This is a genomic window from Aminipila luticellarii, assembly GCF_004103735.1.
Lineage (GTDB): Bacteria > Bacillota > Clostridia > Peptostreptococcales > Anaerovoracaceae > Aminipila > Aminipila luticellarii.
The window spans coordinates 652853-676961 of the sequence record NZ_CP035281.1 but is presented as its reverse complement, the minus strand read 5'-3'; the positions used below and the strand labels follow the sequence as shown (position 1 = coordinate 676961).

The 24109-nt window shown below is 53.2% G+C and carries 31 protein-coding genes; all 31 read left to right on the top strand.

Translation table 11 applies throughout. The features are described from left to right. Positions 1-647 precede the first annotated feature (647 nt). The 31 genes from EQM06_RS03160 to EQM06_RS03015 all read left to right on the top strand — a co-directional run bounded on the left by EQM06_RS03160 (position 648) and on the right by EQM06_RS03015 (position 24108). Positions 648-1022, top strand: coding sequence for an RNA polymerase sigma factor (locus EQM06_RS03160; protein ID WP_230975007.1), 375 nt, complete (start codon positions 648-650; stop codon positions 1020-1022). Positions 1023-1110: 88 nt separating this feature from the next. After that, positions 1111-1371: a hypothetical protein gene (locus tag EQM06_RS03155; protein ID WP_230975006.1), complete on the top strand. Its 261-nt coding sequence runs from the start codon at positions 1111-1113 to the stop codon at positions 1369-1371. Between the two features lie 25 nt (positions 1372-1396). Next, entirely contained in the window at positions 1397-1618 is a 222-nt protein-coding gene (locus EQM06_RS03150; RefSeq protein WP_330548360.1) for a hypothetical protein, read from the top strand. Continuing rightward, entirely contained in the window at positions 1608-2735 is a 1128-nt protein-coding gene (locus tag EQM06_RS03145; RefSeq protein WP_128744956.1) for a DUF2800 domain-containing protein, read from the top strand. Before EQM06_RS03150 ends, EQM06_RS03145 begins: the two co-directional genes overlap by 11 nt. 1 nt (position 2736) lies before the next feature. Beyond that, positions 2737-3312 carry a DUF2815 family protein gene (locus tag EQM06_RS03140; protein WP_128744955.1) on the top strand — a complete coding sequence of 192 codons (576 nt, stop codon included), beginning with the start codon at positions 2737-2739 and terminating at the stop codon, positions 3310-3312. A gap of 13 nt (positions 3313-3325) precedes the next feature. Then, complete coding sequence (locus tag EQM06_RS12850) at positions 3326-3496, top strand: hypothetical protein (RefSeq protein WP_164914325.1); 171 nt, start codon at positions 3326-3328, stop codon at positions 3494-3496. 63 nt (positions 3497-3559) lie between these two features. After that, positions 3560-5500, top strand: coding sequence for a DNA polymerase (locus tag EQM06_RS03135; RefSeq protein WP_128744954.1), 1941 nt, complete (start codon positions 3560-3562; stop codon positions 5498-5500). A gap of 80 nt (positions 5501-5580) precedes the next feature. Further along, positions 5581-6018 (top strand): DUF7768 domain-containing protein, encoded by a 438-nt coding sequence (locus EQM06_RS03130; RefSeq protein ID WP_128744953.1) that lies wholly within the window; start codon positions 5581-5583, stop codon positions 6016-6018. Then, on the top strand, positions 6002-6325 hold the full coding sequence (locus EQM06_RS03125) for a hypothetical protein (RefSeq protein WP_128744952.1): 324 nt from the start codon (positions 6002-6004) through the stop codon (positions 6323-6325). Before EQM06_RS03130 ends, EQM06_RS03125 begins: the two co-directional genes overlap by 17 nt. Next, positions 6325-8601 carry a phage/plasmid primase, P4 family gene (locus EQM06_RS03120; RefSeq protein WP_128744951.1) on the top strand — a complete coding sequence of 759 codons (2277 nt, stop codon included), beginning with the start codon at positions 6325-6327 and terminating at the stop codon, positions 8599-8601. The genes EQM06_RS03125 and EQM06_RS03120 overlap by 1 nt, the downstream gene beginning before the upstream one ends. A gap of 142 nt (positions 8602-8743) precedes the next feature. Further along, positions 8744-9025 carry a VRR-NUC domain-containing protein gene (locus EQM06_RS03115; protein ID WP_128746776.1) on the top strand — a complete coding sequence of 94 codons (282 nt, stop codon included), beginning with the start codon at positions 8744-8746 and terminating at the stop codon, positions 9023-9025. Beyond that, positions 9006-10370: a DEAD/DEAH box helicase gene (locus tag EQM06_RS03110; RefSeq protein WP_128744950.1), complete on the top strand. Its 1365-nt coding sequence runs from the start codon at positions 9006-9008 to the stop codon at positions 10368-10370. The genes EQM06_RS03115 and EQM06_RS03110 overlap by 20 nt, the downstream gene beginning before the upstream one ends. A 78-nt stretch (positions 10371-10448) precedes the next feature. Further along, entirely contained in the window at positions 10449-10889 is a 441-nt protein-coding gene (locus EQM06_RS03105; protein ID WP_330548359.1) for a hypothetical protein, read from the top strand. A 102-nt stretch (positions 10890-10991) separates the two neighbouring features. After that, positions 10992-11372, top strand: coding sequence for an HNH endonuclease (locus EQM06_RS03100; protein ID WP_330548358.1), 381 nt, complete (start codon positions 10992-10994; stop codon positions 11370-11372). 120 nt (positions 11373-11492) lie between these two features. Further along, a complete protein-coding gene (locus EQM06_RS03095) occupies positions 11493-12038 on the top strand; it encodes a P27 family phage terminase small subunit (protein WP_128744948.1) in 546 nt (181 codons plus the stop codon). Positions 12039-12040: 2 nt separating this feature from the next. Next, positions 12041-12823 (top strand): S-adenosylmethionine synthetase N-terminal domain-containing protein, encoded by a 783-nt coding sequence (locus EQM06_RS03090; protein ID WP_128744947.1) that lies wholly within the window; start codon positions 12041-12043, stop codon positions 12821-12823. Continuing rightward, positions 12820-14055, top strand: coding sequence for a site-specific DNA-methyltransferase (locus EQM06_RS03085; protein ID WP_128744946.1), 1236 nt, complete (start codon positions 12820-12822; stop codon positions 14053-14055). Before EQM06_RS03090 ends, EQM06_RS03085 begins: the two co-directional genes overlap by 4 nt. Next, positions 14048-15952 (top strand): DNA cytosine methyltransferase, encoded by a 1905-nt coding sequence (locus tag EQM06_RS03080; protein WP_128744945.1) that lies wholly within the window; start codon positions 14048-14050, stop codon positions 15950-15952. The genes EQM06_RS03085 and EQM06_RS03080 overlap by 8 nt, the downstream gene beginning before the upstream one ends. 91 nt (positions 15953-16043) lie before the next feature. Further along, on the top strand, positions 16044-16745 hold the full coding sequence (locus EQM06_RS03075; RefSeq protein WP_128744944.1) for a virulence protein: 702 nt from the start codon (positions 16044-16046) through the stop codon (positions 16743-16745). Next, positions 16736-16972, top strand: a complete 237-nt coding sequence (locus EQM06_RS03070; protein ID WP_128744943.1) for a DUF4314 domain-containing protein — start codon at positions 16736-16738, stop codon at positions 16970-16972. Before EQM06_RS03075 ends, EQM06_RS03070 begins: the two co-directional genes overlap by 10 nt. After that, a complete protein-coding gene (locus EQM06_RS03065) occupies positions 16962-17138 on the top strand; it encodes a DUF5049 domain-containing protein (RefSeq protein WP_128744942.1) in 177 nt (58 codons plus the stop codon). The genes EQM06_RS03070 and EQM06_RS03065 overlap by 11 nt, the downstream gene beginning before the upstream one ends. 90 nt (positions 17139-17228) lie before the next feature. After that, complete coding sequence (locus EQM06_RS03060; protein ID WP_230975005.1) at positions 17229-17537, top strand: Nmad4 family putative nucleotide modification protein; 309 nt, start codon at positions 17229-17231, stop codon at positions 17535-17537. Beyond that, positions 17509-17814: a hypothetical protein gene (locus EQM06_RS03055; protein ID WP_128744941.1), complete on the top strand. Its 306-nt coding sequence runs from the start codon at positions 17509-17511 to the stop codon at positions 17812-17814. Before EQM06_RS03060 ends, EQM06_RS03055 begins: the two co-directional genes overlap by 29 nt. An 81-nt stretch (positions 17815-17895) precedes the next feature. Further along, a complete protein-coding gene (locus EQM06_RS03050; protein WP_128744940.1) occupies positions 17896-19461 on the top strand; it encodes a terminase large subunit in 1566 nt (521 codons plus the stop codon). Between the two features lie 15 nt (positions 19462-19476). Then, positions 19477-20841, top strand: coding sequence for a phage portal protein (locus EQM06_RS03045; RefSeq protein WP_128744939.1), 1365 nt, complete (start codon positions 19477-19479; stop codon positions 20839-20841). Then, positions 20738-21469 (top strand): head maturation protease, ClpP-related, encoded by a 732-nt coding sequence (locus EQM06_RS03040; RefSeq protein ID WP_128744938.1) that lies wholly within the window; start codon positions 20738-20740, stop codon positions 21467-21469. Before EQM06_RS03045 ends, EQM06_RS03040 begins: the two co-directional genes overlap by 104 nt. A gap of 6 nt (positions 21470-21475) precedes the next feature. Further along, positions 21476-22678 (top strand): phage major capsid protein, encoded by a 1203-nt coding sequence (locus EQM06_RS03035; RefSeq protein ID WP_128744937.1) that lies wholly within the window; start codon positions 21476-21478, stop codon positions 22676-22678. A gap of 18 nt (positions 22679-22696) precedes the next feature. Then, positions 22697-23008, top strand: coding sequence for a head-tail connector protein (locus EQM06_RS03030; protein WP_069193840.1), 312 nt, complete (start codon positions 22697-22699; stop codon positions 23006-23008). A gap of 2 nt (positions 23009-23010) precedes the next feature. Then, entirely contained in the window at positions 23011-23352 is a 342-nt protein-coding gene (locus tag EQM06_RS03025; RefSeq protein ID WP_128744936.1) for a head-tail adaptor protein, read from the top strand. After that, the gene (locus EQM06_RS03020; RefSeq protein ID WP_128744935.1) at positions 23339-23770 is read left to right on the top strand and encodes an HK97-gp10 family putative phage morphogenesis protein; all 432 of its coding nucleotides are present in this window, start codon (positions 23339-23341) and stop codon (positions 23768-23770) included. Before EQM06_RS03025 ends, EQM06_RS03020 begins: the two co-directional genes overlap by 14 nt. Beyond that, positions 23767-24108, top strand: a complete 342-nt coding sequence (locus EQM06_RS03015; protein ID WP_069193837.1) for a hypothetical protein — start codon at positions 23767-23769, stop codon at positions 24106-24108. The genes EQM06_RS03020 and EQM06_RS03015 overlap by 4 nt, the downstream gene beginning before the upstream one ends. Position 24109: the final 1 nt, after the last annotated feature.

Here is a 24109-nt window from a genome sequence, read left to right as displayed (position 1 = left end):
TGCAGCTGTTCATTATAAACCATACCAGATTTATAGTCCGATAAAGCGGACACAACCGTGTGTCGCAAAAAATTCAAAAATATTTTTTCTCTGGGTGGACATATCATGTCCGGCAAAACGAGGCGAGTTTGACCCCCGCAGCATCTTTGCGCCCTCTCCAATGAGCCATAGCGCTCGTCTGGAGAGGTCTTTTTGCGTTTTTACCCCTGAATTCAGCGGACACGCCGTGTCCGGGTCAAATGACGTCCTTTCTTCTATAATTAAAGCACAGTCAGGCGGAACCCCCGTAGGCTGAACAATTTAATTATTCAAAGCCTGATTTGCAATAAGGGCCGAGGATACAAATATTGTCTTCCCACCGCATCGCGGGTGGGTTGCAATATCGGTACCCTGTTCTTGTTGCGCCCATATTAGGCTTCAAGGGTCTGTGTATCGAATTGCACAGACCTTTTGTGTCCTTCCGCCCTCCGCTGACCAGGCGGAAAGGACAACCTATGAAAAGCAATGAAAATCAGAAGTCAACCCGTGAGTACAAAGTTTACATCCACCGCCTCAAGACCTGGGTAGAAGTGACCGAAGAGCAGTATTACGCATATTACCGTGATATTTGGGCTACCCGCAAACGCGCCCAGGCACACGGTCAGTGTATGTGTCCCAAGTCCAAGACCTGGATGTGTGACGGCGACTGCCTTGCCTGTGAATTCCGAGCCGCCGGAGATAACCTCTCTCTGGATTACACTGTTGAGGACAGCGAAGGTAACCAGAAGAGTTGGGCGGATGACTTGCAGGACGATACCCCCAACGCACAGTCCATCATGGAAGATCGTGAACTGCTTTGCGCCCTTTACCAGAAATTGCAGGAACTCGACCCCGAAGGTCGCCGTATCTGCGAACTGATTATGGAAGGTAAATCCGAGAGGGATATTGCTTCCATCATGGGCTATAACAACCAGAGTGCTGTGAATTACAGAAAACAGAAAGCCTTTGACAGACTGCGTGTTCTGCTCGGAGATTACATCTAAACACCTGCTCCAGTCATCATTTTGGTGACTGGAGATTTTTTTGAAAAATTTTCTGGGTTTCTCTGTTCAAACGCTTACCTCACCTCCAGTGGGTAGTGGAAAGAGCAAAAACGACACCGCTCCTTCCAAGGAGGTGAACAGGATGTACGAAGCCCAGAAGAAACGAGGCACCGGCACCGACCAGGAACTTATCGATGTTCTCACGGCCATCAGCGTGGTGTCCAGGCGACTGGCTATGAAGCTGGCGCTGATTCAAAGTCAATCTACGGAAGGAGGAAAACAGGATGAGCAAAATGAGCGATATGGCTGCGACCGTCGAAGAGCTGCGCACTGCTGCTGCCGCTATTAACGATGCCGCCAACTGGCTTGCAGAGATGTTCAGTGGCGTAGGTGATGTAGAAGCGGCTGCTCCCGTCGAACCCGCACTGACATTGGAACAGGTCAGAGCGGTTCTTGCAGATAAGTCCCGCCAGGGTCATACCGCAGAGATCCGCTCTCTGCTCCAGAAATACGGTGCAGCAAAGCTGTCCCAGATCAACCCCGCCCACTACAAGGCACTGCTTGCCGATGCGGAGGTGCTGACCGATGGCAAATAAACACGCTGTTCTGTCAGCATCCTCTTCCGAACGGTGGCTCAACTGTCCGCCCTCAGCTCGGCTATGCGAGAACTACGAGGATAAAGGCAGTGACTATGCTGCCGAGGGCACCGATGCCCACACCCTTTGCGAGTTCCGTTTGAAGCAGGCTCTGGGGATGCCCACAGAAGACCCCATCGAAAACCTCTCCTGGTACAACGAGGAGATGGAGGAATGCGCTGCCGGATATGCCGCTTATGTGGTGGAACTTCTGGGAACCGCAAAACAGACCTGCACCGACCCTGTGGTCATGATTGAACAACGAGTGAACTTCTCCCATTGGGTTCAGGACGGATTCGGAACTGCCGACTGCATCGTTATCGCTGACGGTGTGATGAACATCTGCGATTACAAGCACGGGAAAGGCGTTGAGGTTTCGTCCGTGGCAAATCCCCAGATGATGCTGTACGCCCTGGGTGCCCTGGAAATCTTCGATGACATCTACGACATCGATACTGTCCGCATGACCATCTTCCAACCCCGGAAGGCCAATGTCAGCGTGTACGAGATGGAAAAGGCCGATCTGCTCGAATGGGCAGATACCGATCTGACCCAGAAAGCGAAACTGGCCTATGAAGGTCAGGGCGATTTCCACTGCGGTGAGTGGTGTCGGTTCTGTAAGGCAAAGGCCGAATGCAGAGAGCGCGCTGCCGCCAACCTGGAACTGGCTCGGTACGATTTCCAGCCCCCTGCACTCCTTGATGATGAGGAAATCGCAGACATCCTCGGCAAGGTTGATGCGCTGACTGCGTGGGCATCCGATGTGAAGGAATATGCCCTTCAGCAGGCTATCAGCGGAAAGGAATGGACTGGGTGGAAACTGGTCGAAGGTCGTTCCAATCGCAAGTACACCAGTGAAGCCGTTGTTGCCGCCACCGTGGAGAGTGCGGGCTTCGACCCCTATGAGCGCAAAGTCCTCGGCGTCACTGCCATGCAGAAGATGCTCGGCAAATCCCGCTTTGAGGAACTTCTCGCTCCCTACATTGAAAAGCCGCAAGGCAAACCGACGCTCGTGCCGGAGAGCGACAAACGTCCGGCAATGAACACAGCCAAAAATGATTTTATGGAGGAATTTTAATATGTCTAACAACGCAAACAGAGTCAACAACCCTATGAAGGTCATCACTGGTCCCGACACCCGTTGGTCTTATGCCAATGTCTGGGAACCCAAGTCCATTAACGGCGGCACCCCCAAGTACAGTGTTAGCCTCATCATTCCCAAGTCCGACACCAAGACTGTCGCAAAGATCAAGGCGGCAATCGAAGCTGCCTACCAGGAGGGTCAGTCCAAGTTGAAGGGCAACAGCAAGAGCGTACCCCCTCTGGCTGCCATCAAGACCCCTCTGCGCGACGGCGATATCGAGAGACCCGATGATCCTGCCTACGCCAACGCTTACTTCATCAATGCCAACTCCGCTACCGCACCCGGCATTGTGGATGCTGACCGCAATCCTGTGCTGACCCGCTCCGAGGTTTACTCCGGCGTGTACGGCCGTGCAAGCATCAATCTGTATGCCTTCAACTCCAACGGCAACAAGGGTATCGCCTGCGGTCTGAACAACCTGCAGCTCATCCGTGCCGGTGAACCTCTGGGTGGTAAGGCAAGCGCCGAGTCCGACTTCGCAACCGATGCGGATGACGATTTCCTGGCTTAATGGAGGTGCGACCATGACTGAATTTCAGGAACTGATGCTTTACACCTGCTTCGGAGCCATGACCGGCGTGTTTATCGCTGAACTCATCTTCCTCATCGCGTCTGCGGTGAGTTGGGTGAAGGACAAGATCCGTAAACGCAAGGAAGCCAAGAAAATCAAGGAATCCGCCACAAAGGTGGACTAACGCACCAACGGGGCGGCGGGGATCAGTCTCTGCCGCCCTTATTCCCGTTGAAAGGACAATAATATGAAAACTCTCTCAATCGATATCGAGACCTACAGCGATCAGCCCCTTGCAAAAACTGGCGTGTACCGCTATGTAGAGTCCTCATATTTTGAAATACTGCTGTTTTCCTACAGCACGGACGGCGGTCCCGTGCAACTGGTCGACCTTGCCTGCGGAGAACAGATCCCCACCGACATAGTTGCCGCTTTGGAGGACGATTCCGTAACCAAGTGGGCCTTCAATGCTAACTTTGAACGCATCTGTCTGTCCCGGCATTTGGGATACCCCTCTGGAGATTACCTTGCGCCAGACTCCTGGAAGTGTTCTATGGTGTGGGCAGCAACAATGGGACTGCCGCTTTCTCTGGAAGGTGTCGGTTCGGTGCTTGGACTTGAAAAGCAAAAATTGACCGAAGGCAAAGACCTCATCAAATATTTCTGTCAGCCTTGTGCGCCTACCAAGTCCAACGGCCAGCGCACCCGTAACCTTCCGGCTCATGCCCCAGACAAGTGGTTGGCTTTCAAAAAATATAACATCCGAGATGTAGAAACCGAGATTTCCATCCAGGCTCGGCTTGCCAAATATCCCGTACCGGACAGTGTATGGGATGAATACCACATCGACCAGGAAATCAACGACCGTGGTGTTGCCCTGGATATGGAACTGGTGCGGCAGGCTATTCAGATGGATGGCAGATCCCGCTCCGAACTGACCCAGGCAATGAAGGAACTGACGGCTCTGGAGAACCCCAATTCTGTGCAGCAAATGAAGCAGTGGCTTTCGGACAACGGCATGGAGACTGACGCCCTCGGCAAAAAGGCTGTGGCTGAAATGCTAAAGACTGCGCCGCCGAAATTACAGAAAGTTCTGACACTCCGTCAGCAGCTTGCCAAGTCCTCGGTGAAGAAGTACCAGGCAATGGAGACTGCTGTCTGTGCGGATGGTCGTGCCAGAGGGATGTTCCAGTTCTATGGTGCCAACCGCACAGGTCGATGGGCAGGTCGCATCATTCAGATGCAGAATCTGCCCCAGAACCATTTGGTGGATCTGGCAGAAGCCCGTGGACTTGTCCGCTGCGGCGATTTCGACGCTCTGGAAATGCTCTACGAAGATGTGCCGGATACACTGTCCCAGCTGATACGCACCGCATTTGTTCCCCAGGATGACCGCAAATTCATTGTTGCCGACTTCTCGGCTATTGAAGCCCGTGTTATTGCATGGCTTGCCGGAGAAGAATGGCGGCAGAAGGTCTTTGCAGAGGGTAAGGACATCTACTGTGCGTCTGCATCCCAGATGTTCGGTGTTCCCGTGGAAAAGCACGGAATCAACGGCCATCTCCGGCAGAAAGGCAAAATTGCGGAACTGGCACTCGGCTACGGCGGATCAGTCGGTGCGCTGAAGGCCATGGGTGCTTTGGAGATGGGGCTGACCGAAGAAGAACTGCCGCCTCTGGTAGATGCGTGGCGGCAGGCCAATCCCAATATCACAAAGCTGTGGTGGGATGTTGACCGTGCGGCAATGGAGGCTGTCCGCTACAAGCACACCAACGAAACCCACGGCATTGAGTTCTCCTGCAAGAGCGGGATGCTTTTTATCACGCTTCCGTCCGGCAGACAGCTTTCCTATGTAAAACCCAAGGTCGGCACTAATAAGTTCGGTGGCGATTGTATCACCTACGAAGGCGTCGGCGGCACAAAGAAATGGGAGCGGCTCGACAGTTACGGTCCCAAGTTCGTGGAGAACATTGTCCAGGCAACCGCCCGTGACATTCTTTGCTATGCAATGAACACCCTCCGCTGCTGTTCCATTGTGATGCATATCCACGATGAAGTTGTCATCGAGGCGGATCGCAGGATGTCTCTGCAAGCAGTCTGTGACCAGATGGGCAGAACCCCGCCCTGGGCGAAGGGACTGTTGCTCCGTGCCGACGGCTACGAAACAGATTTTTATAAAAAAGATTGATGCTTTTGTGTTCAAAACGGGGCTTCACCTCCAGTGGGTAGTAGAGATGGCGGTGAAGCCCATCGTGAAAGGAGTCCTGCATGAGTGTAGATAAATTCAACAGCGAAGGTTATTACGACCCAACCGCATACGAAGCCATGTCCACCGTAGAAAAAGAGGAACGGGCGCTTCGTGCCTTTCGGCCTATCGTGTATATCTGCTCTCCCTATGCCGGAGAGATTGAGAAGAACGTCAAGGCCGCCCAGGAATACAGCCGCTTTGCGGTGGAAAAGGGCTACATCCCCATTGCGCCGCATTTGCTGTTTCCCCAATTTTTGAATGATGCCAACCCCAAGGAACGGCAGCTTGGTCTGTTCTTCGGCAATGCTCTCATGAGCAAATGCTCCGAAGTCTGGGTGTTCGGCAGCCGCATCTCTGCCGGAATGAAAGCAGAGATCAACCGTGCCAAGTGGAAGAATTACCGCTTGCGCTATTTTACTGAAACCTGCGAGGAGGTACACCATGTTTGCAATAACTGAAGGAACCAGAAAAGTGTACGGTAAGGAAATCACCACCTACACCAGAGAAATTTACAGCGCAAATGTCCTGGAAGTCGAAGCAGGCACCAACGGATTCCAGGGTGGCGACAGTGGTCACGGCAGCCGCGCCTACATCCGCATTGAGGATATGGGTTCTACCGATATCCGCATCAACCCTTTGGGGCGAGACGGTGATGAGGGTTTTGAACTGTTCCTCGGCGGTGACTGTGAACTGGAGACTATGATCCGTGCGCTCAAGTTCATCACCAAGGCCCTGGAGGACGGTGCCAAGGGGGTGCATGACTGATGTTCACCCTGTATAGTGCGGATTTAATCAATGCCCCAAGCAACTGCTCCTATCCCCATAAAGTCGAGGTGACCGATCCTGCCTGTTTTGCGGAAGCGGTCAGCCGCGACTATGTCTGCGCCGAGTACATGAACAATTACCGCAACTGTGATAATTTCCTCGGCTCGGACTGTCTGCCCGTGGACTGTGACAATGACCACTCCGAAAACCCTGCCGATTGGGTCACTCCGGCAGATGTCCAGGTAGCGTTTCCTGGCATTACCTTCGCCGTTCATTACAGCCGCTTTAATATGCGTGAGAAAAACGGCAAACCCGCCCGTCCCAAGTTCCATGTCCTGTTTCCCATTGAATACATGACGGACGCTGCTGCCTACAGCGAAATGAAGAAACTGGTCAACACCATTTTCCCGTATTTCGATACCAAGGCTCTGGATGCCGCCCGGTTCTTTTTCGGAACGGCGAACCCGGAAGTGGAACTATACCCCGGCGAGATGACCTTAAGCGAGTATCTGTCCACAGAGGACTTCGATGCTGATATGCCCGGTGGTTCCCACGGCGGCACACAAGTCATTCCCGAAGGTAGCCGTAATGCCACCATGTCCCGTTTTGCCGGTCGCGTCATCAAGAAATACGGTGACAGCGAAGAAGCATTCAACTGCTTTATGGAAGAGGCAGATAAATGCACCCCTCCGCTGGAACAGCAGGAACTGATGACCATCTGGCACAGCGCCCAGAAATTCTATGCCAAGGTGCAACAGCAGGACGGATATGTTCCGCCTGAATTATACAACGATGATACATCCTATAAACCGGACGATTTCTCCGATGTGGGGCAGGCCGAGGTTCTGGCAAAGCACTTCTCTGGAGAACTGCGTTATTCTCCGGCAACCCACTACATCCGTTACAACGGCCGGTACTGGCAGGAAACCGAACCCGGCGCACAGGCTGTTGCTCACGAACTAACCCGCCGTCAGCTTGCAGAGGCATCTTCCGATATGCTGACTGCTCTTGCTGCGCTGAAGTCTTGCGGTGCGCAGGAAATCATGAAAAACAACAGCAAAGCCAAAGCCGAGGGCATGATGAGCGAGGAGCAGATGGAAGCCTATAAAGCATTCCTCGCTGCAAAGGCATATCAGTCCTATGTCATTCAGCGCCGTGCATCCAAGAACATCACTGCCACGCTGAAGGAGTCCCGTCCCATGCTTGAGATCACCCCGCAGGACTTGGATGCCAACCCTTACTTGCTTTGTACCCCGGATGCCACTTATGATCTCCGCCTTGGTATGGCAGGTGCAAGGGAGCATTCCCCGGAGGACTTTATCACCAAGACTACCACCGTTTCTCCTGGCGACCGTGGCAAGCAGATCTGGCTTGACTGCCTGAACACCATTTTCTGTGGTGACCAGGAACTCATCGACTATGTGCAGATGATCTGCGGTCTCGCCGCCGTTGGCAAGGTCGAGGTTGAAGCCCTCATCATCGCATACGGCTGCGGTCGTAATGGTAAGTCCACCTTCTGGAACTCCGTGTCCCGTGTCCTGGGTCTTTACAGCGGCAATATCTCTGCCGACACGCTGACCTTCGGATGCCGCCGTAATGTGAAGCCGGAGATGGCCGAGGTCAAGGGCAAGCGTCTGCTCATTGCCGCCGAGATGCAGGAAGGCGCTCGGCTGAACGATTCCACCGTGAAGCAGCTCTGCTCCGTGGATGACATTTTTGCGGAAAAGAAGTACAAGGACCCCTTCAGCTTCTCTCCGAGCCACAGTCTGGTGCTGTACACTAACCACCTTCCCAGGGTCAGCGCCTCTGATGACGGTACCTGGCGCCGCCTTATCGTTATCCCGTTCAATGCCAAGATTGAGGGCAAGAGCGACATCAAAAATTACGGTGACTACCTGTATCAGAACGCTGCCGAGAGCATTCTTGCCTGGATCATCGAAGGTGCCAAGAAGGTCATTGACCTGGGCTACAAATTTCCTGTTCCCGCTATCGTGCAGAAAGCCATTGATGACTACCGCAGCCAGAATGACTGGTTCGGCAACTTCCTGGCTGAAAAGTGCGAGGTCGGTGACGGTCTGAAGGAAAGTTCCAGTACCCTCTACCAGGCATACCGCAACTACTGCATTGACTGCAACGAGTATGTGCGTAACACTGCTGATTTCTACCTTGCCCTGGAAAACGCCGGGTTTGAGCGTTTAGTGCTGAACCGCAAGCGTTATTTTAAGGGTTTGAAGCTGAAAACAGATGACGGTGACTTTGAGAATTTTCTGAATTAACCGGGACTATGACAAGGTGTATCAAGGTCAAATACAAAAAGTCTCTTAAGGGAAAAATTCAAGAAAAAACCATAAGAAAGAGTTTAGTAAATGACATTGATACACCTTGCACATGGCCAGAAAAACGTATGGAGAAAGCATTATGAGAGAAAAAGCAATCGAGCAAAAATTAACGCTGATGGTAAAAAAGCAGGGCGGCATCTGTCCGAAGTTCGTTTCTCCCGGATTTGATGGGATGCCGGACAGAATCGTTCTTTTGCCCGGTGGCTGTATGGCTTTTGTGGAAGTAAAGGCCCCAGGGAAAAAGCCACGGGCATTGCAGACCTCCCGCCACGCACTCTTGCGGAGGTTGGGGTTCAGGGTCTATGTCCTGGATAACGAAGAGCAGATCGGAGGGATTCTTGATGAGATACGCACCGCATGACTACCAGGCTTATGCCATCGACTACATCGAGACCCATCCCATCGCTACCGTCTTTCTGGATATGGGTCTCGGCAAAACGAGCATCACCCTCACGGCTATCAGCAACCTTCTGTTTGACAGTTTCGAGGTTCATCGGGTTCTGGTGATTGCACCGCTGCGTGTGGCACGGGATACATGGACGGCTGAAGTCGATAAGTGGGATCACCTCCAGAACCTCATCTGCTCCGTGGCTGTCGGCACAGAGGCAGAACGCAAAGCTGCCCTGATGCGACCTGCCGATATTTATATCATCAACCGTGAAAATGTCCAGTGGCTTGTGGAGGAAAGCGGCATCCCGTTCACCTTCGATATGATCGTGATTGACGAACTGTCCTCCTTCAAAAACCACAACACAAAGCGGTTCAAGTCCATCCTGAAGGTCAGACCCAGAGTCAGCCGCATTGTTGGACTGACCGGCACTCCCGCCTCCAACGGTCTGATGGATCTGTGGGCAGAGTTCCGCATCCTGGACATGGGCCAGCGATTGGGGCGTTTCATCACCAAGTACCGCACCGACTATTTCATGCCGGATAAACGCAACGGACAGATCATCTACACCTACAAACCGCTGCCGTATGCAGAGGATGCCATCTACAGGCAGATTTCCGACATCACCATTTCCATGAAGTCCACCGACCACCTGCAGATGCCGGAACTGATAAACAGCGAATACACGGTTCAGCTTTCCGAGGATGAGCAGAAACATTACGCAGAACTGAAGCAGGAACTGGTGCTGACTCTGGAGGATGGTGAAATCACAGCCGCCAACGCAGCGTCCCTCTCCGGCAAGCTGTCGCAGATGGCGAACGGTGCGATTTATGATGATAACGGTGAGGTTATCCAAATCCATGACCGCAAGTTGGATGCTTTGGAGGATATCATTGAAGCAGCAAACGGCAAGCCTATTCTGGTGGCCTACTGGTTCAAGCATGACCTTACCCGTATATCCGAGCGGCTGAAAAAACTGCATATCCCGTTTTCCCGACTGGATGACTCCGACAGTATCCGCAGATGGAATAACGGTGAAATCCCGGTGGCGCTGATCCACCCGGCATCCGCAGGACACGGTCTGAACCTCCAATCCGGCGGTTCCACGCTTGTGTGGTTTGGGCTGACTTGGAGTTTGGAACTGTATCAGCAGACGGTAGCCCGTCTGTGGCGACAGGGTCAGACTTCTGAAACCGTGGTGGTTCAGCACATCGTTACAAAGGGCACCATCGACAACCGCATCATGAAAGCCCTCTCCCAGAAGGAGCATACCCAAACGGCACTGATCGATGCCGTAAAAGCGGACTTGAAAATCTGAGTCAACCTATGAAAATCCGTGCCAATCCGAGGATTACAACATTTCGGAGGTACGAATATGAATATTATCTGGCACTATTTGGATAAACGCGGCGCTGCCATCAATGCACTGAAGGATTATGGCAGTATGCAGTACATCATTGACCACACCGATGAGGAAATCGATACCGTCCATGACAGAATGTCCTCTGTTGGCAGTCCCGTCCTCTCGGATATGCCGAAAGGTCCCCATAATCCGCAGGCAAACGAAAACCGCATCATCGCAGCCATTGATGAAATCGATGTGCTGAAGGAGCGGTACAGACAGGCTGTTGAGTACATGGACTGGTTCAAACCGGCGTGGATGGCACTGTCCGAGGATGAACGCTATGTCCTGCAGACCTTCTACTGGAACGAGGACGAGCGTCAGACCGATGCCGTCTATGACATCTGCGACCACTTCAACATTGAGCGTTCTTCGGCATACAACAAAAAGAACCGTGCGGTTCAGCATCTGGCCTTGCTTCTGTATGGCAAGTGATGAGTAATATCGTGGACGCTTTTTCCGTTACGGCGTTGTATAATAGTATCATGAAAGACTGCACAGAGAGCCTCATGGGAGCAATCCCGTGGGGCTTTTTGTATGCCCCAAGGAGGTGAAACGATGCCGAAGAAACCGAAGCGTCCGTGTTCTTACCCCGGCTGTCCCAAGCTAACTGACGGCAGGTTCTGTGAGGAACACGCAAAGGCAGAAGCCAAACGCTACGAGAAGTACGACAGAGATCCTGCTGTACGCCGTAGATACGGACGGGCTTGGAAGCGTATCCGTGACAGCTATGTGCAGCAGCATCCTTTGTGTGAGGTGTGCCAGAAGGAAGGCAGACTGGTTGCGACCGAGGAAGTCCACCACAAAGTGCCTTTGTCCGAGGGCGGCACTCACGCAAGAGATAATTTGATTGCCCTTTGCAAGTCCTGCCACGCCAGAATCCATGCCGAGCGTGGTGATCGTTGGCACAATTCGTGACCCGGTAGGGGCGGTCAAATCTCTGGGACCTTTATCCCGTGCAACGGGCCTGGGGGTCCGTGTGGAAAATCGCATAAGTTTTCGGGGGAATAGACCCCGGCATGAAGGAGGTGTGAAAATATGGGTCAGAGAGGACCAAAACCCGGCTCCGGCGGCAGACCGAAAAAGCCGATTGCGGACAAGATTGCGGATGGTAACCCTGGCAAGCGACCGCTGACTGTAATTGATTTCAAAGACAGCGCGGCTGATCTGGAGGGGCAGCCAATGCCCAAGCCCTCCGAGTTCCTTTCCGCAAAACAGAAAGACGGCTCTACACTCTGTGCTGCCAAGATTTATGAAAATGTATGGAGATGGCTGTCCGACCGTGGATGCGCCGCCATCATTTCTCCGCAGCTAATTGAACGCTTCGCTATGGCAAGCGCCAGATGGATTCAGTGTGAGTCCCTCACCAGTGAGTTGGGCTTTCTGGCAAAGCACCCTACCACGGGTGCAGCGATCCAGTCACCCTATGTGGCTATCGCAAACACATACATGACCCAGGCAAACCGCCTGTGGTCGGAAATTTACCAGATCGTCCGTGAGAACTGCACCGGCGAATATAACGGTGCAAATCCCCAGGATGATGTAATGGAACGATTGCTTCGAGCAAGGAAAGGAAACGGTTGATTATGTTTGAAAAAGTAAATCCGGCACATCCCGATAAGATTGCCGACCGCATTGCCGGGGCGCTCGTCGACCTGGCATATAAATCCGAGAGAAACCCGCGCATCGCAGTGGAGGTTCTCATCGGTCACGGAACCTGCCATATCATCGCAGAGACTTCCGTGCAGCTTTCTATTGATGATGTGACTGCCGCCGTTCACCGCATCGCAGGCTTCCTCAATGTTGATTACTCCGAAGTTCCCCAGGATGTCCACCTTTCCCGAAATCAGAGTGGTGCTATCCGCTGCGGTGACAACGGTATCTTCAAGGGTGTGCCTGTGACTGCCGAGCAGAAGGAACTGGTGAGCGTTGCCACTGACATCTACAATGCCTACCCCTTTGATGGCAAGTACATCATCGACAACGGCAGGGTCATCATCTGCCAGAGCAACGCAAAGGCTGACCATCTCCGTGAAATCTATCCCGCCGCAGAAATCAATCCGCTCGGTGACTGGACCGGCGGCACGGATGTGGATACTGGTGCTACCAACCGCAAGTTGGGCAGCGATATGGCCGACTCCGTAACTGGCGGTGGTCTCCACGGCAAAGACCTCTCCAAGGCTGACGTCAGCGTGAATATCTACGCTTGGCTCAAGGCCCAGGAGACCGGCAAGCCTGTTCAGTTCTGCTGCGCCATCGGTGATGAGACTGTCGGTGGCATTCCCTACGAGGAAATCGTGGAAACGGCAAGAGCCTACATCAAGTCCGTTGGTGGCTTTGAGGCATTTGCCGAGTGGGGTCTTGTATGATTATTGAGAAAAAGAACACGGCAGACCTTCTGCCTGCCGACTACAACCCTCGCAAAGACCTCAAGCCCGGAGATGCGGAATATGAAAAACTGAAACGCTCCATTGAGCAGTTCGGCTATGTGGAACCCGTCATTTGGAATCAGACCACCGGCCGTGTGGTTGGCGGTCATCAGCGTCTGAAGGTGCTGATGGATATGGGCATGACCGAAGTAGACTGCGTTGTGGTGGCAATGGATGAGGAAAAGGAAAAAGCCCTCAATATTGCTCTCAATAAAATCAGCGGCGATTGGGACAAGGACAAGTTGGCTCTGCTCATTGCAGATTTGCAGGGTGCTGACTTCGATGTGTCCCTTACTGGTTTTGAACCTGCCGAGATCGATGCTCTGTTTAAGGACACCCTCAAGGACGGCGTCAAAGATGATGATTTCGATGTAGGCGCAGAACTGGCACAGCCCACCATGACCAAGCCCGGTGACGTCTGGACGCTCGGTCGCCACCGTCTGATCTGCGGTGACAGCACCAAGGCCGAAACCTATGACCTTCTGATGGGTGGCACCAAAGCCAACCTGGTCATCACCGACCCTCCGTACAATGTCAACTACGAAGGCAGCGCAGGCAAAATCAAAAATGACAACATGGCTGACGAAGCCTTTTATAACTTCCTTCTGGATGCGTACACGCAGATGCACTCCGCGATGGCGGACGATGCTTCCATCTATGTGTTCCACGCAGATACCGAGGGACTGAACTTCCGCAGGGCATTTGCCGATGCGGGTTTTTATTTGTCCGGCTGTTGCATCTGGAAAAAGCAGTCCCTTGTGCTGGGACGCTCTCCTTACCAGTGGCAGCACGAACCCTGTCTGTACGGATGGAAGAAAAACGGCAAGCATCAGTGGTACACCGGCAGGAAGGAAACCACCATCTGGGAATTTGATAAGCCCAAGAAGAATGGCGACCATCCTACCATGAAACCGATCCCGCTCCTGGCATATCCCATTATGAATTCTTCCATGAGCAACAGCGTGGTGCTTGACCCCTTCGGCGGTTCCGGCTCTACGCTTATTGCCTGTGAGCAGACCGACCGAATCTGCTACACCGTGGAACTGGACGAAAAGTTCTGCGATGTAATCGTGAAACGGTACATCGAGCAGGTTGGTGGGTCGGACGGTGTGACCGTTCAGCGTGATGGGCTGACCTACAAATACTCCGAAGTGGAGGTACAACATGAATAATTTGACCCTGGGCAGTCTCTTTGACGGTTCCGGTGGTTTTCCGTTGGGCGGCTTGATTTCAGGCATCACACCTGTGTGGGCATCGGAGATCGAGCCGTTTCCTATTCGGGTCACTACCAAGCGACTGCCCTTTATGAAACATTACGGTGACATCTCCCAGATGGATGGTGGGAAGATCGAACCCGTGGACATTATCACCTTCGGCTCACCTTGCACGGATATGTCTGTTGCCGGTCGCAGAGCCGGACTGGAAGGACAGCAGTCCGTGCTGTTCTACCAAGCCATCCGCATCATTAAGGAAATGAGGTGTGCCACTAATGGCAAATATCCAAGATACATCGTGTGGGAGAATGTCCCCGGCGCCTTCTCCTCAAACGGCGGTGAAGACTTCAAGGCAGTCCTCGAAGCGGTCATCGACGTCGCAGAGCCGAACACCCAGGTGCCTATGCCTGAGAAAAACCGATGGCCCTATGCCGACTGCTACATGGGAGACGGATGGAGCGTTGCTTACAGAGTTCTTGACGCTCAATTCTGGGGAGTTCCCCAACGAAGAAAACGCATCTACCTTGTCGCAGATTTTGCAGGTGGGCGTGCCTTCGACATACTTTTTAAGTCCGAAGGCCTGTCAGGGTATTCTGCGGAGGGCTTCCGCTCGTGGCAAAGAACTGCCGGAAGTACTGCGGATCGCACTGGAACAGCAAGCCTCTGCTTAAATGACCAGGGCGGTCAGCGTATGGATGTGACGGATGATGTAACCGCCACGCTCCGTGCTGAAGCCCACCACCCTCCGTGCGTTCTGGAGTCCGCAGGGTTCTGCACCGAGCATTCTGCCAAGAGTCGCAGCATCGGCTATAAAGAAGAGACCTCGCCCACGCTCCGAGCGGGTGTTGTTCCCGCAGCAGTCGCCTTGGAAAACCATCCGACCGACAGCAGAGTGAAAATTGCCGAGGACGGCAAGGTTCAGACTCTCACCTCCCGTATGGGGACAGGCGGCAACAATGTGCCTCTTGTTATGAAGATCCGCTCCGGCTGTGAAGGTGGCGGCAAGGGGCCTCTCATCCAGACAGAAAAATCCGCCACACTTTCCTGTAACAACGACCAGACATTGTTTGAACCGAAGGCTTATGGCATTTGCTCCAAAGAAAGCAATGCTATGAAGTCGGACAATCCTCACAGCGGAATCTATGAAGCTGAAACCTCCCGCACTCTTGATGGCAACGGTGGCAACCCCGGATGTAACCAAGGCGGCATTGCTGTTGTGGAGAGTTACGCTATCCAGGGTTCTATGATCGGTCGCGATGACAAGAATGGCCCCCAGGGTGACGGCATCAATGAAGATGTCAGCTTCACCCTCAATACAGTCGACCGCCATGCCGTCTATGCTATGACCACCGGCAGCTTCACCCAAGTTGCCGAGGATAAGGCTCCCACGGTGCTTGCCCGTGATTATAAAGACCCCACCGCCGTTTGCTATGGCATCGGCAGAGACACTTTCAACCAGGGCAAGAATGCCAAGTTTGCTCCTACCTTCGAAGAGGAACTTCAGCCCACCCTCGTTGCCAAAGGCCCCGGTGCTATTCAGAGTGGGTACACTGTCCGCAGGCTCACTCCTACAGAGTGTGCCAAACTGCAGGGATTCCCGGACTGGTGGTGCGATGGTCTGGGCGTTGCCGAACCTACGATGGAGGATATCCGTTATTGGTATGATGTGTTTGAAACCCATCGCAGGATTGTGGGCAGTTCCACAAAGCCCAAGTCACTGAAGCAGATTGCCAAGTGGCTGCGCGACCCCCATTCGGATGCCGCAGAATATAAAATGTGGGGCAACGGTGTCGCACTTCCTTGCGTGGTTTTTGTGCTGTCCGGCATCGTGTACTGTACACAATCCGAGGGCTGATAATTTGACACTATTCTGTGGTTATAGGCCTTGCTATTATTCGGTTTTAGAGCGAATATGTGACTACCAAATTTAAAGGAGGTCACACATTATGATTATCAACTACAACGTCAGCGGTTCTGACCGCAAGCAACTGGTCGCAGCCATTGCTGAACACACCGGCGAAAAAGCCAAATACCTCGGCGCACCCGGCTTTGCCTACCAGATTGGCGGTTTCACCGTCAGTGTGGACGGCAAGGTCACCATCGAGGACAACAGCACCGCCGCACCGCTCATCCGCTTCCTGCGCGAGAAGGGATTCCAGGCTGAAGACCCTCTGGCAGACTGCATCGCAGACGATGCCGACGAAGATGAAGAAACGGACGAAGCCTGCGGCATCTGCATTTCCATGCCCCGCAGCCTTTTCACCGACAGCAGCATGGAAAACCTCAAGGCACTCATCGCAGCCAAGGGAAACCTCATCAAAAAGGCTCTGGGTGTGGAAGCCCTTCCAATTGAGGTCACGGACGAAAAAGTTTCCTTCCCCTGGTTTCCGGCAGTGCCTACTCCAGAGGAACTGAAAGCCTATGACACTTTCATTTGCAAGCTGTGCGAAATGGCACGGAACGCAAAGCGAGTGGTGGCAAAGGAAAAGGAAACGGACAATGACAAGTATGCATTCCGCTGCTTCCTTCTCCGCCTGGGCTTCATCGGCGCAGAGTTCAAGACCGAACGCAAAATCCTTCTCCGCAACCTGGCGGGCAGTTCTGCCTTTAGAAGCGGTCAGCCCAAGGAGGTAGAAGTATGCGAGTAATCTCCAGAGATGCCTTACAAGCCCTCCGTGAGCGTTACCCAAAGGGTACTCGGGTGGAACTGGTGCAGATGGACGATCCGCAGGCTCCGCCCGTCGGTACAAAAGGCACCGTGATCGGAGTTGATGATATTGGCAGCATTATGGTTGCCTGGGATACTGGCTCTGGCTTGAATGTAGCCTACGGTGTCGATGTTTGTCGAAAGGTGGCGAATACCGATGACCGATAAAATCAGAGAACAGATCCTCGCAGTCCGCAAGACTGGCCGTACCAATATGTTTGATGTTCCGATGGTGCAGTACATCGCCAATGAAATGCGGTTCTATGAACTGGTGATTTTCCTTGAGGAGCATCGCTCCGAATATGTGAATTTCATCCTCACGGGCGAGTCATAAACTACACAATTTCACCCCGCAAGAACGGCTGAATAATTGTGTAGTTTATTATCGCAAAACCCCTGGATATTATGTGCTTTCAGAGGTAATATGTGTCACACCGAAAGGGAAAACACAGAAAAAACGGAGGAAAACAACATGGAATTCACAACAATGGAACGGCTGCAGATGAAGGTTTCCGCAAGCTACGGCGCGGTCATTCAGTTCGGCGACAAGGTCTTTGTTACGGACTGCCACTGGAAAGGCGGTTTTACGGCAGAGATTTACGAGTTCGTTGAAACTCCCGATGAGACCGGGCTTGGCGACATCGAGTGCAGACTCGCACCCTGGGGAAAGACCGATGAGCGGTTCAAAGACAACGGCCACGCTATTGCCTGGTGCATGGCACAGGTTAAGTAAACGCAAGGAGGAAATCATTATGGCAAAGACTGGACTGGAAATTATTAAGGCACTGGACACCACTGCCGGAGAAATCGCAGAGATCATCAGCAAGGGCCACCCGCCCTTTGAAGAAGGCGGCTCGGTTGCCTGCGACCTGGTCACCTGCGAACAGTGTTGGTTGGCATGGCTGACCACAGGCAAGCCACCGATCCCCACCAAGAAGTCAATCTACATCACAGCCCTGGGATGGAGCCGAGAGGCTCTGTTCCTCGTATACGGAAAGTCGCACCGATGACGGTGGCGGCTATTTTTTATGCTCATTTGAAGGAGGTGACCGCATATCAGAAAGCTGAAGAAATACAAACCGACCCGCTTCATGTCCGAAGGCTCCTACTACGATAAGGATGCCGCTGACTATGCGGTCGGTTTTATTGAATGCCTTTGTCACACAAAAGGTACCTGGGCAAGAAAGCCCTTTGAACTGATCGACTGGCAGGAACAGATCATCCGAGACATTTTCGGAACACTGAAGCCCAACGGCTACCGCCAGTTTAATACTGCATATATCGAAATCCCCAAGAAACAGGGCAAGTCCGAGTTGGCTGCCGCTGTTGCGCTTCTGCTGACCTGCGGTGACGGTGAGGAACGCGCCGAGGTTTACGGCTGCGCCGCTGACCGACAGCAGGCATCCATCGTTTTCAATGTCGCCGCCGACATGGTGCGTATGTGTCCGGCTCTGGCAAAGCGGGTCAAAATCCTTGATTCCCAGAAGCGTCTGATTTATCTGCCCACAGGCAGTATCTACCAGGTGCTTTCCGCTGATGTCGGCAACAAGCACGGCTTCAACACCCACGGCGTTGTATTCGATGAGTTGCACACACAGCCGAACAGAAAACTGTTTGATGTTATGACCAAGGGCTCCGGCGATGCCCGTATGCAGCCGCTGTATTTCCTTATTACCACAGCCGGAAATGATACCAAGTCCATCTGCTATGAGATCCACCAGAAAGCCAAAGATATCATCGAGGGTCGCAAAATCGACCACACTTTTTATCCAGTTATCTATGGCGCGGATGAAAGCGATGACTGGACGGACCCGGAAACCTGGAAGAAGGCAAACCCCTCCCTGGGCATTACAGTGGGTATCGACAAGGTGCGTGATGCCTGCGAGTCTGCTAAACAGAACCCCGGCGAGGAGAACGCTTTCCGGCAACTCCGCTTAAACCAGTGGGTCAAGCAGGCAGTCCGTTGGATGCCGATGGACAGATGGGATAAATGTGCCTTTGCTACCTCCGAGGATGACCTTGAGGGGCGCGTCTGCTACGGCGGATTGGATTTGTCCTCCACCACAGACATCACCGCACTGGTTCTGGTGTTCCCACCTGAATACGATGATGATAAATACATTATCCTACCGTATTTCTGGATACCCGAAGACAACCTCGACCTGCGTGTCCGGCGCGACCATGTGCCGTATGATGTGTGGGAGCGGCAGGGCTTCCTGCAGACCACCGAGGGCAATGTCGTTCACTATGGTTACATCGAAAAATTCATCGAGCGCCTGGGTGAACGCTACAACATCCGTGAGATTGCCTTCGACCGTTGGGGCGCTGTCCAGATGGTGCAGAACCTTGAGGGTATGGGCTTCACGGTGGTCCCTTTCGGACAGGGCTTCAAGGATATGTCCCCGCCCACCAAAGAACTGATGAAACTGGTGCTTGAAGAAAAGGTCGCCCACGGCGGGCATCCTGTTCTCCGATGGATGATGGATAACATCTTCATCCGCACCGATCCCGCCGGCAACATCAAGCCGGACAAGGAAAAATCCACAGAAAAGATTGACGGCGCAGTCGCCACCATTATGGCTCTCGACCGTGCGATCCGCTGCGGCAACGACTCCAGTGCTTCGGTCTACGATGACCGGGGCATTTTGTTTATCTGAAGGGAGTGATGTGATATGGGTATCTTTTCTGGTCTGTTCAAATCCAGAGACAAGCCTGAAAACCGAACTGCGGGAAGCGCCTATGCTTTTTACATGGGCGGGACTACCGCAGGCAAAACCGTAACAGAGCGGTCCGCCATGCAGATGACCGCTGTGTACTCCTGTGTCCGCATTCTGGCAGAAGCTGTGGCGGGACTTCCGCTGCACCTCTATAAATACACCGATGGCGGTGGCAAAGAAAAAGCCCTCGATCATCCGCTGTACCGTCTGCTCCATGATGAGCCGAACCCGGAAATGAGTTCTTTCGTGTTCCGAGAGACACTCATGACTCATCTGCTTCTGTGGGGCAATGCCTACGCACAGGTCATCCGCAACGGCAAGGGTGAAGTCATCGCACTGTATCCGCTGATGCCAAACAAGATGTCCGTGGACAGAGATGAAAACGGCCGTCTGTATTACACCTATTATCGTGGCTCGGATGAAGCCATTAAAAATAAGGATTTTGCGGTAACGCTTCAGCCTTCGGATGTGCTGCATATCCCAGGCTTGGGCTTTGACGGTCTGGTAGGCTACAGTCCCATTGCTATGGCAAAGAACGCCATCGGCATGGCAATTGCCTGCGAGGAGTACGGTGCCAAGTTCTTTGCAAATGGCGCAGCTCCCGGCGGTGTGTTGGAACATCCTGGCACCATCAAAGATCCGCAGCGTGTGCGTGAAAGTTGGCAGTCCACCTTCGGCGGCAGCGGAAACGCAAATAAAATCGCTGTTCTTGAGGAAGGCATGAAATACACGCCTATCGGCATCTCGCCGGAGCAGGCACAGTTCCTTGAGACCCGCAAATTCCAAATCAATGAAATTGCTCGAATTTTCCGTGTCCCGCCCCACATGGTCGGTGATCTGGAAAAGTCGAGCTTTTCTAATATTGAGCAGCAGTCCCTTGAGTTTGTGAAGTACACCCTCGACCCCTGGGTTGTCCGTTGGGAGCAGTCCATTCAGAGGGCGCTCCTGTCCCAAGGCGAAAAGGCAGAGTATTTTGTGAAGTTCAATCTGGAAGGTCTGCTCCGTGGCGATTACCAGAGCCGTATGAACGGCTATGCCATCGGTCGCCAGAACGGTTGGATGTCCGCAAATGACATCCGTGAACTGGAAAACCTCGACCGCATCCCTGCGGAAGAAGGCGGCGACCTGTACCTCATTAACGGCAATATGCTCCCGCTGAAAAATGCCGGGGCTTTTGCAAATACACCTACTGATGACGGAAAGGAGGAAAATCCCGATGAAGAAGTTCTGGAAGTGGAAGAACCAAGCACAGACGGAGACGGCTCCGGCGGAGAGGACTCTGTTTCTCAACGGTACCATCGCCGAGGAAAGTTGGTTTGACGATGACGTCACCCCACAGCTTTTCAAGGACGAGTTGATGGCAGGCTCCGGCGACATTACCGTCTGGATCAACAGCCCCGGCGGTGACTGCGTGGCGGCAGCCCAAATCTACAATATGCTGATGGATTACAAAGGCAACGTCACGGTCAAGATTGACGGCATCGCTGCCTCCGCAGCATCCGTTATCGCTATGGCAGGCACCAAGGTTCTGATGTCCCCGGTATCCATGATGATGATCCATAACCCCATGACCATTGCTTTCGGTGACTCTGCGGAAATGCAGAAAGCCATTGAAATGCTCGGCAGTGTGAAGGATTCCATCATTAATGCCTACGAGATCAAGACCGGGCTGTCCCGCGCAAAGCTGTCCCACCTTATGGATGCCGAAACCTGGATGGACGCAAACAAGGCCGTGGAACTCGGCTTTGCTGATGAGGTCATCAAGCGTTCCGGCGATACCGAAGATATGGAAGCACCCACAGTCTCCATGCTGTATTCCAAGGCCAATGTGGTCAATTCCCTCATGGACAAAATCGCTGCCAAGTGCGCGATTGAACCCAAACACACCCACCAACACAGGGCCGATGACCTTTTGGATCGGCTCAATCTTATCAAAAACTGGAGGTAATTTATTATGACTATCAACGAACTGCGCGCAAAGCGTAACCAGGCTTGGGAAGCTGCAAAGGCTTTTGTAGAGACCAAGCGCAACAGTGACGGTCTGCTTTCCGATGAGGATGCCAAGACCTATGCCCAGATGGAAAAGAAGGTTCAGGACTACGGTGCTGAAATCGAGCGTATGGAAGCTATGTCTGCTATGGACGCACAGCTTTCCAAGCCCACTTCTACTCCCATCACCGAAAAGCCTATGAACGGCACTTCTGTGAATGACCAGAAACCCAAGACCGGCCGTGCTTCCGATGCCTATAAGGACGGTATGCTCAAGGCTCTCCGTACCAACTTCCGCCAGGTCAGCAATGTTCTCCAGGAGGGCATTGACGCTGACGGTGGCTACCTGGTTCCCGAAGAGTATGATTCCCGTCTGATCGAGGCTCTGGAGGAAGAGAACATCTTCCGCAAGCTGGGTCACACCATCACTACCAGTGGCGAGCGCAAGATCAACATCGCTGCCACCAAGCCTGCGGCTGCGTGGATCGATGAGGGCGAGGAACTCACCTGGGGCGATGCAAAGTTTGCCCAGATCAATCTGGATGCCCATAAGCTCCATGTTGCCGTGAAGGTCACCGAGGAACTGCTCTACGACAACGCATTCCAGTTGGAGAAGTACATCCTTCGTCAGTTTGCAAAGGCTCTGGCCAATGCTGAAGAGGATGCCTTCCTCAATGGTACCGGCGTTGGTCAGCCTTTGGGTCTGCTTGCCGATGAGGGTGGCGCACAGATCGGCGTGACTGCCGCATCTGCTACCGAGATCACTGCCGATGAACTCATCGACCTGGTGTACTCCCTCAAGCGCCCCTACCGCAAGAATGCCAAGTTCATCTGCAATGACCAGACTCTGGCAGCGATCCGCAAGCTGACTGACAAGAACGGTCGCTACCTGTGGCAGGATTCCGTGCAGGCAGGCGAACCTGGCAGACTCCTGGGCTACGAGGTTCACACCTCTCCTTATTTCCCCGCAATCACCGCAGGTATGCCTGCCATCGCTTTCGGTGACTACAACTACTACAACATCGGTGACCGCGGCACTCGTTCCTTTGCGGAACTGAAGGAACTCTTCGCCGGTAACGGCATGGTTGGCTTCGTTGCCAAGGAGCGCGTGGACGGCAAGCTGATTCTCCCCGAAGCGGTCAAGCTGCTCAAGATGGCGACTGCGTAATGAATGGAGGTGGCGGTGATGGATGCTTTGCTTGAAAAAGTAAAACAGAATCTGATTCTCGACCATGCGGCGGATGATGCATTGCTGAAGGGCTACATCACCGCCGCTGTTTCATACGCAGAAAGCTATCAGCATATTCCCGCAGGCACCTACAGCGAAAAGGATATGCCGCCCACTACCGAGCAGGCGGTTATTATGCTGTCATCCCACTTTTACGAATCCAGGGACGGCAGCACGGGCGGTTTTTTTGCTGACAATGTACAAGCGGGTCAGCAGGTCTGGAACACAGTCAACCTTCTGCTTCGGCTCGACCGGGAATGGAAGGTGTGACCATGAGTTTCGGAAAAATGAATGGCTTTGCCGACATCATTATCACAAAAAAGGTCAAGGACAGCGAGGGCTTCACTGCTACGGTGGATGAAGTCCTCGCTTCTGTCCGTGTTTACAGAGAGGGACGGCACGGCAGTCAGCGGTGGGCAAACCTCGCCGCTTTCTCCGAAGCCACCGATCTGTTCCGCTTCCGGTGCATCCCCGGTCTGGGCATCACTACCGACCACATCATCGTTACGGATGGTGAGCGGTTCGAGGTGACTTCGGTCGAGGACGTGAAGGGACGCGGTATGTACACGGAAGTCCTCGCCAAAAAGGTGGTGGCTACCGTTGGCAAAGGTTGATATCAAAATGCCGGATGAATTTCTGGAAAGGATGTCCCGTCTGGGAAAGGACTTTGATACCGTTGCCGAAAGCGTACTGAAGGCAGGCGGCGAAGTTGTCCTGCAGAAGGTACAGAGCAACCTTTCCGCTGTGGTGGGTTCCGGCACAAAATACGAATCCCGCTCCACAGGTGAATTGGAAACGGCTCTGGGTCTGACCCCTGCCAAGACCGATAAGGACGGCAACCACAATGTCAAGGTCGGCTTTGCCGAACCGCGCAGTGATGGCGGCAGTAACGAAAAACTTGCAAACATCCTGGAGTACGGCAAGCACGGTCAGCCTGCAAAGCCCTTTCTGAAGCCTGCGAAATCCGCGTCACGGTCTGCTTGCAAGGCTGCGATGCAGCAGAAATTTGAAGAGGAGGTCAGAAAATTATGAGTGTACTGGCAGATATCCAGACGGCACTTTCTGTTTTGGGCATTCCCATCGAGACAGGCGTGTTCACCGATGCTGCCCCTGCGAAGTACATCGTGGTGGTTCCCATCGCTGACACTTTCGACCTCCATGCAGATAACGCTCCCGGCATTGATGTGCAGGAGGCTCGACTATCTCTTTATGTCCAGGGCAACTACATGGCAGATAAAAACGCCATTGTAAAAACGCTTCTGGGCGCTGATTTTACCATAACCGACCGCAGATACATCGGTTATGAAACCGAAACAGGCTATCACCACTATGCGGTGGATGTAGCCAAACACTATGAAATGGAGGAATAAA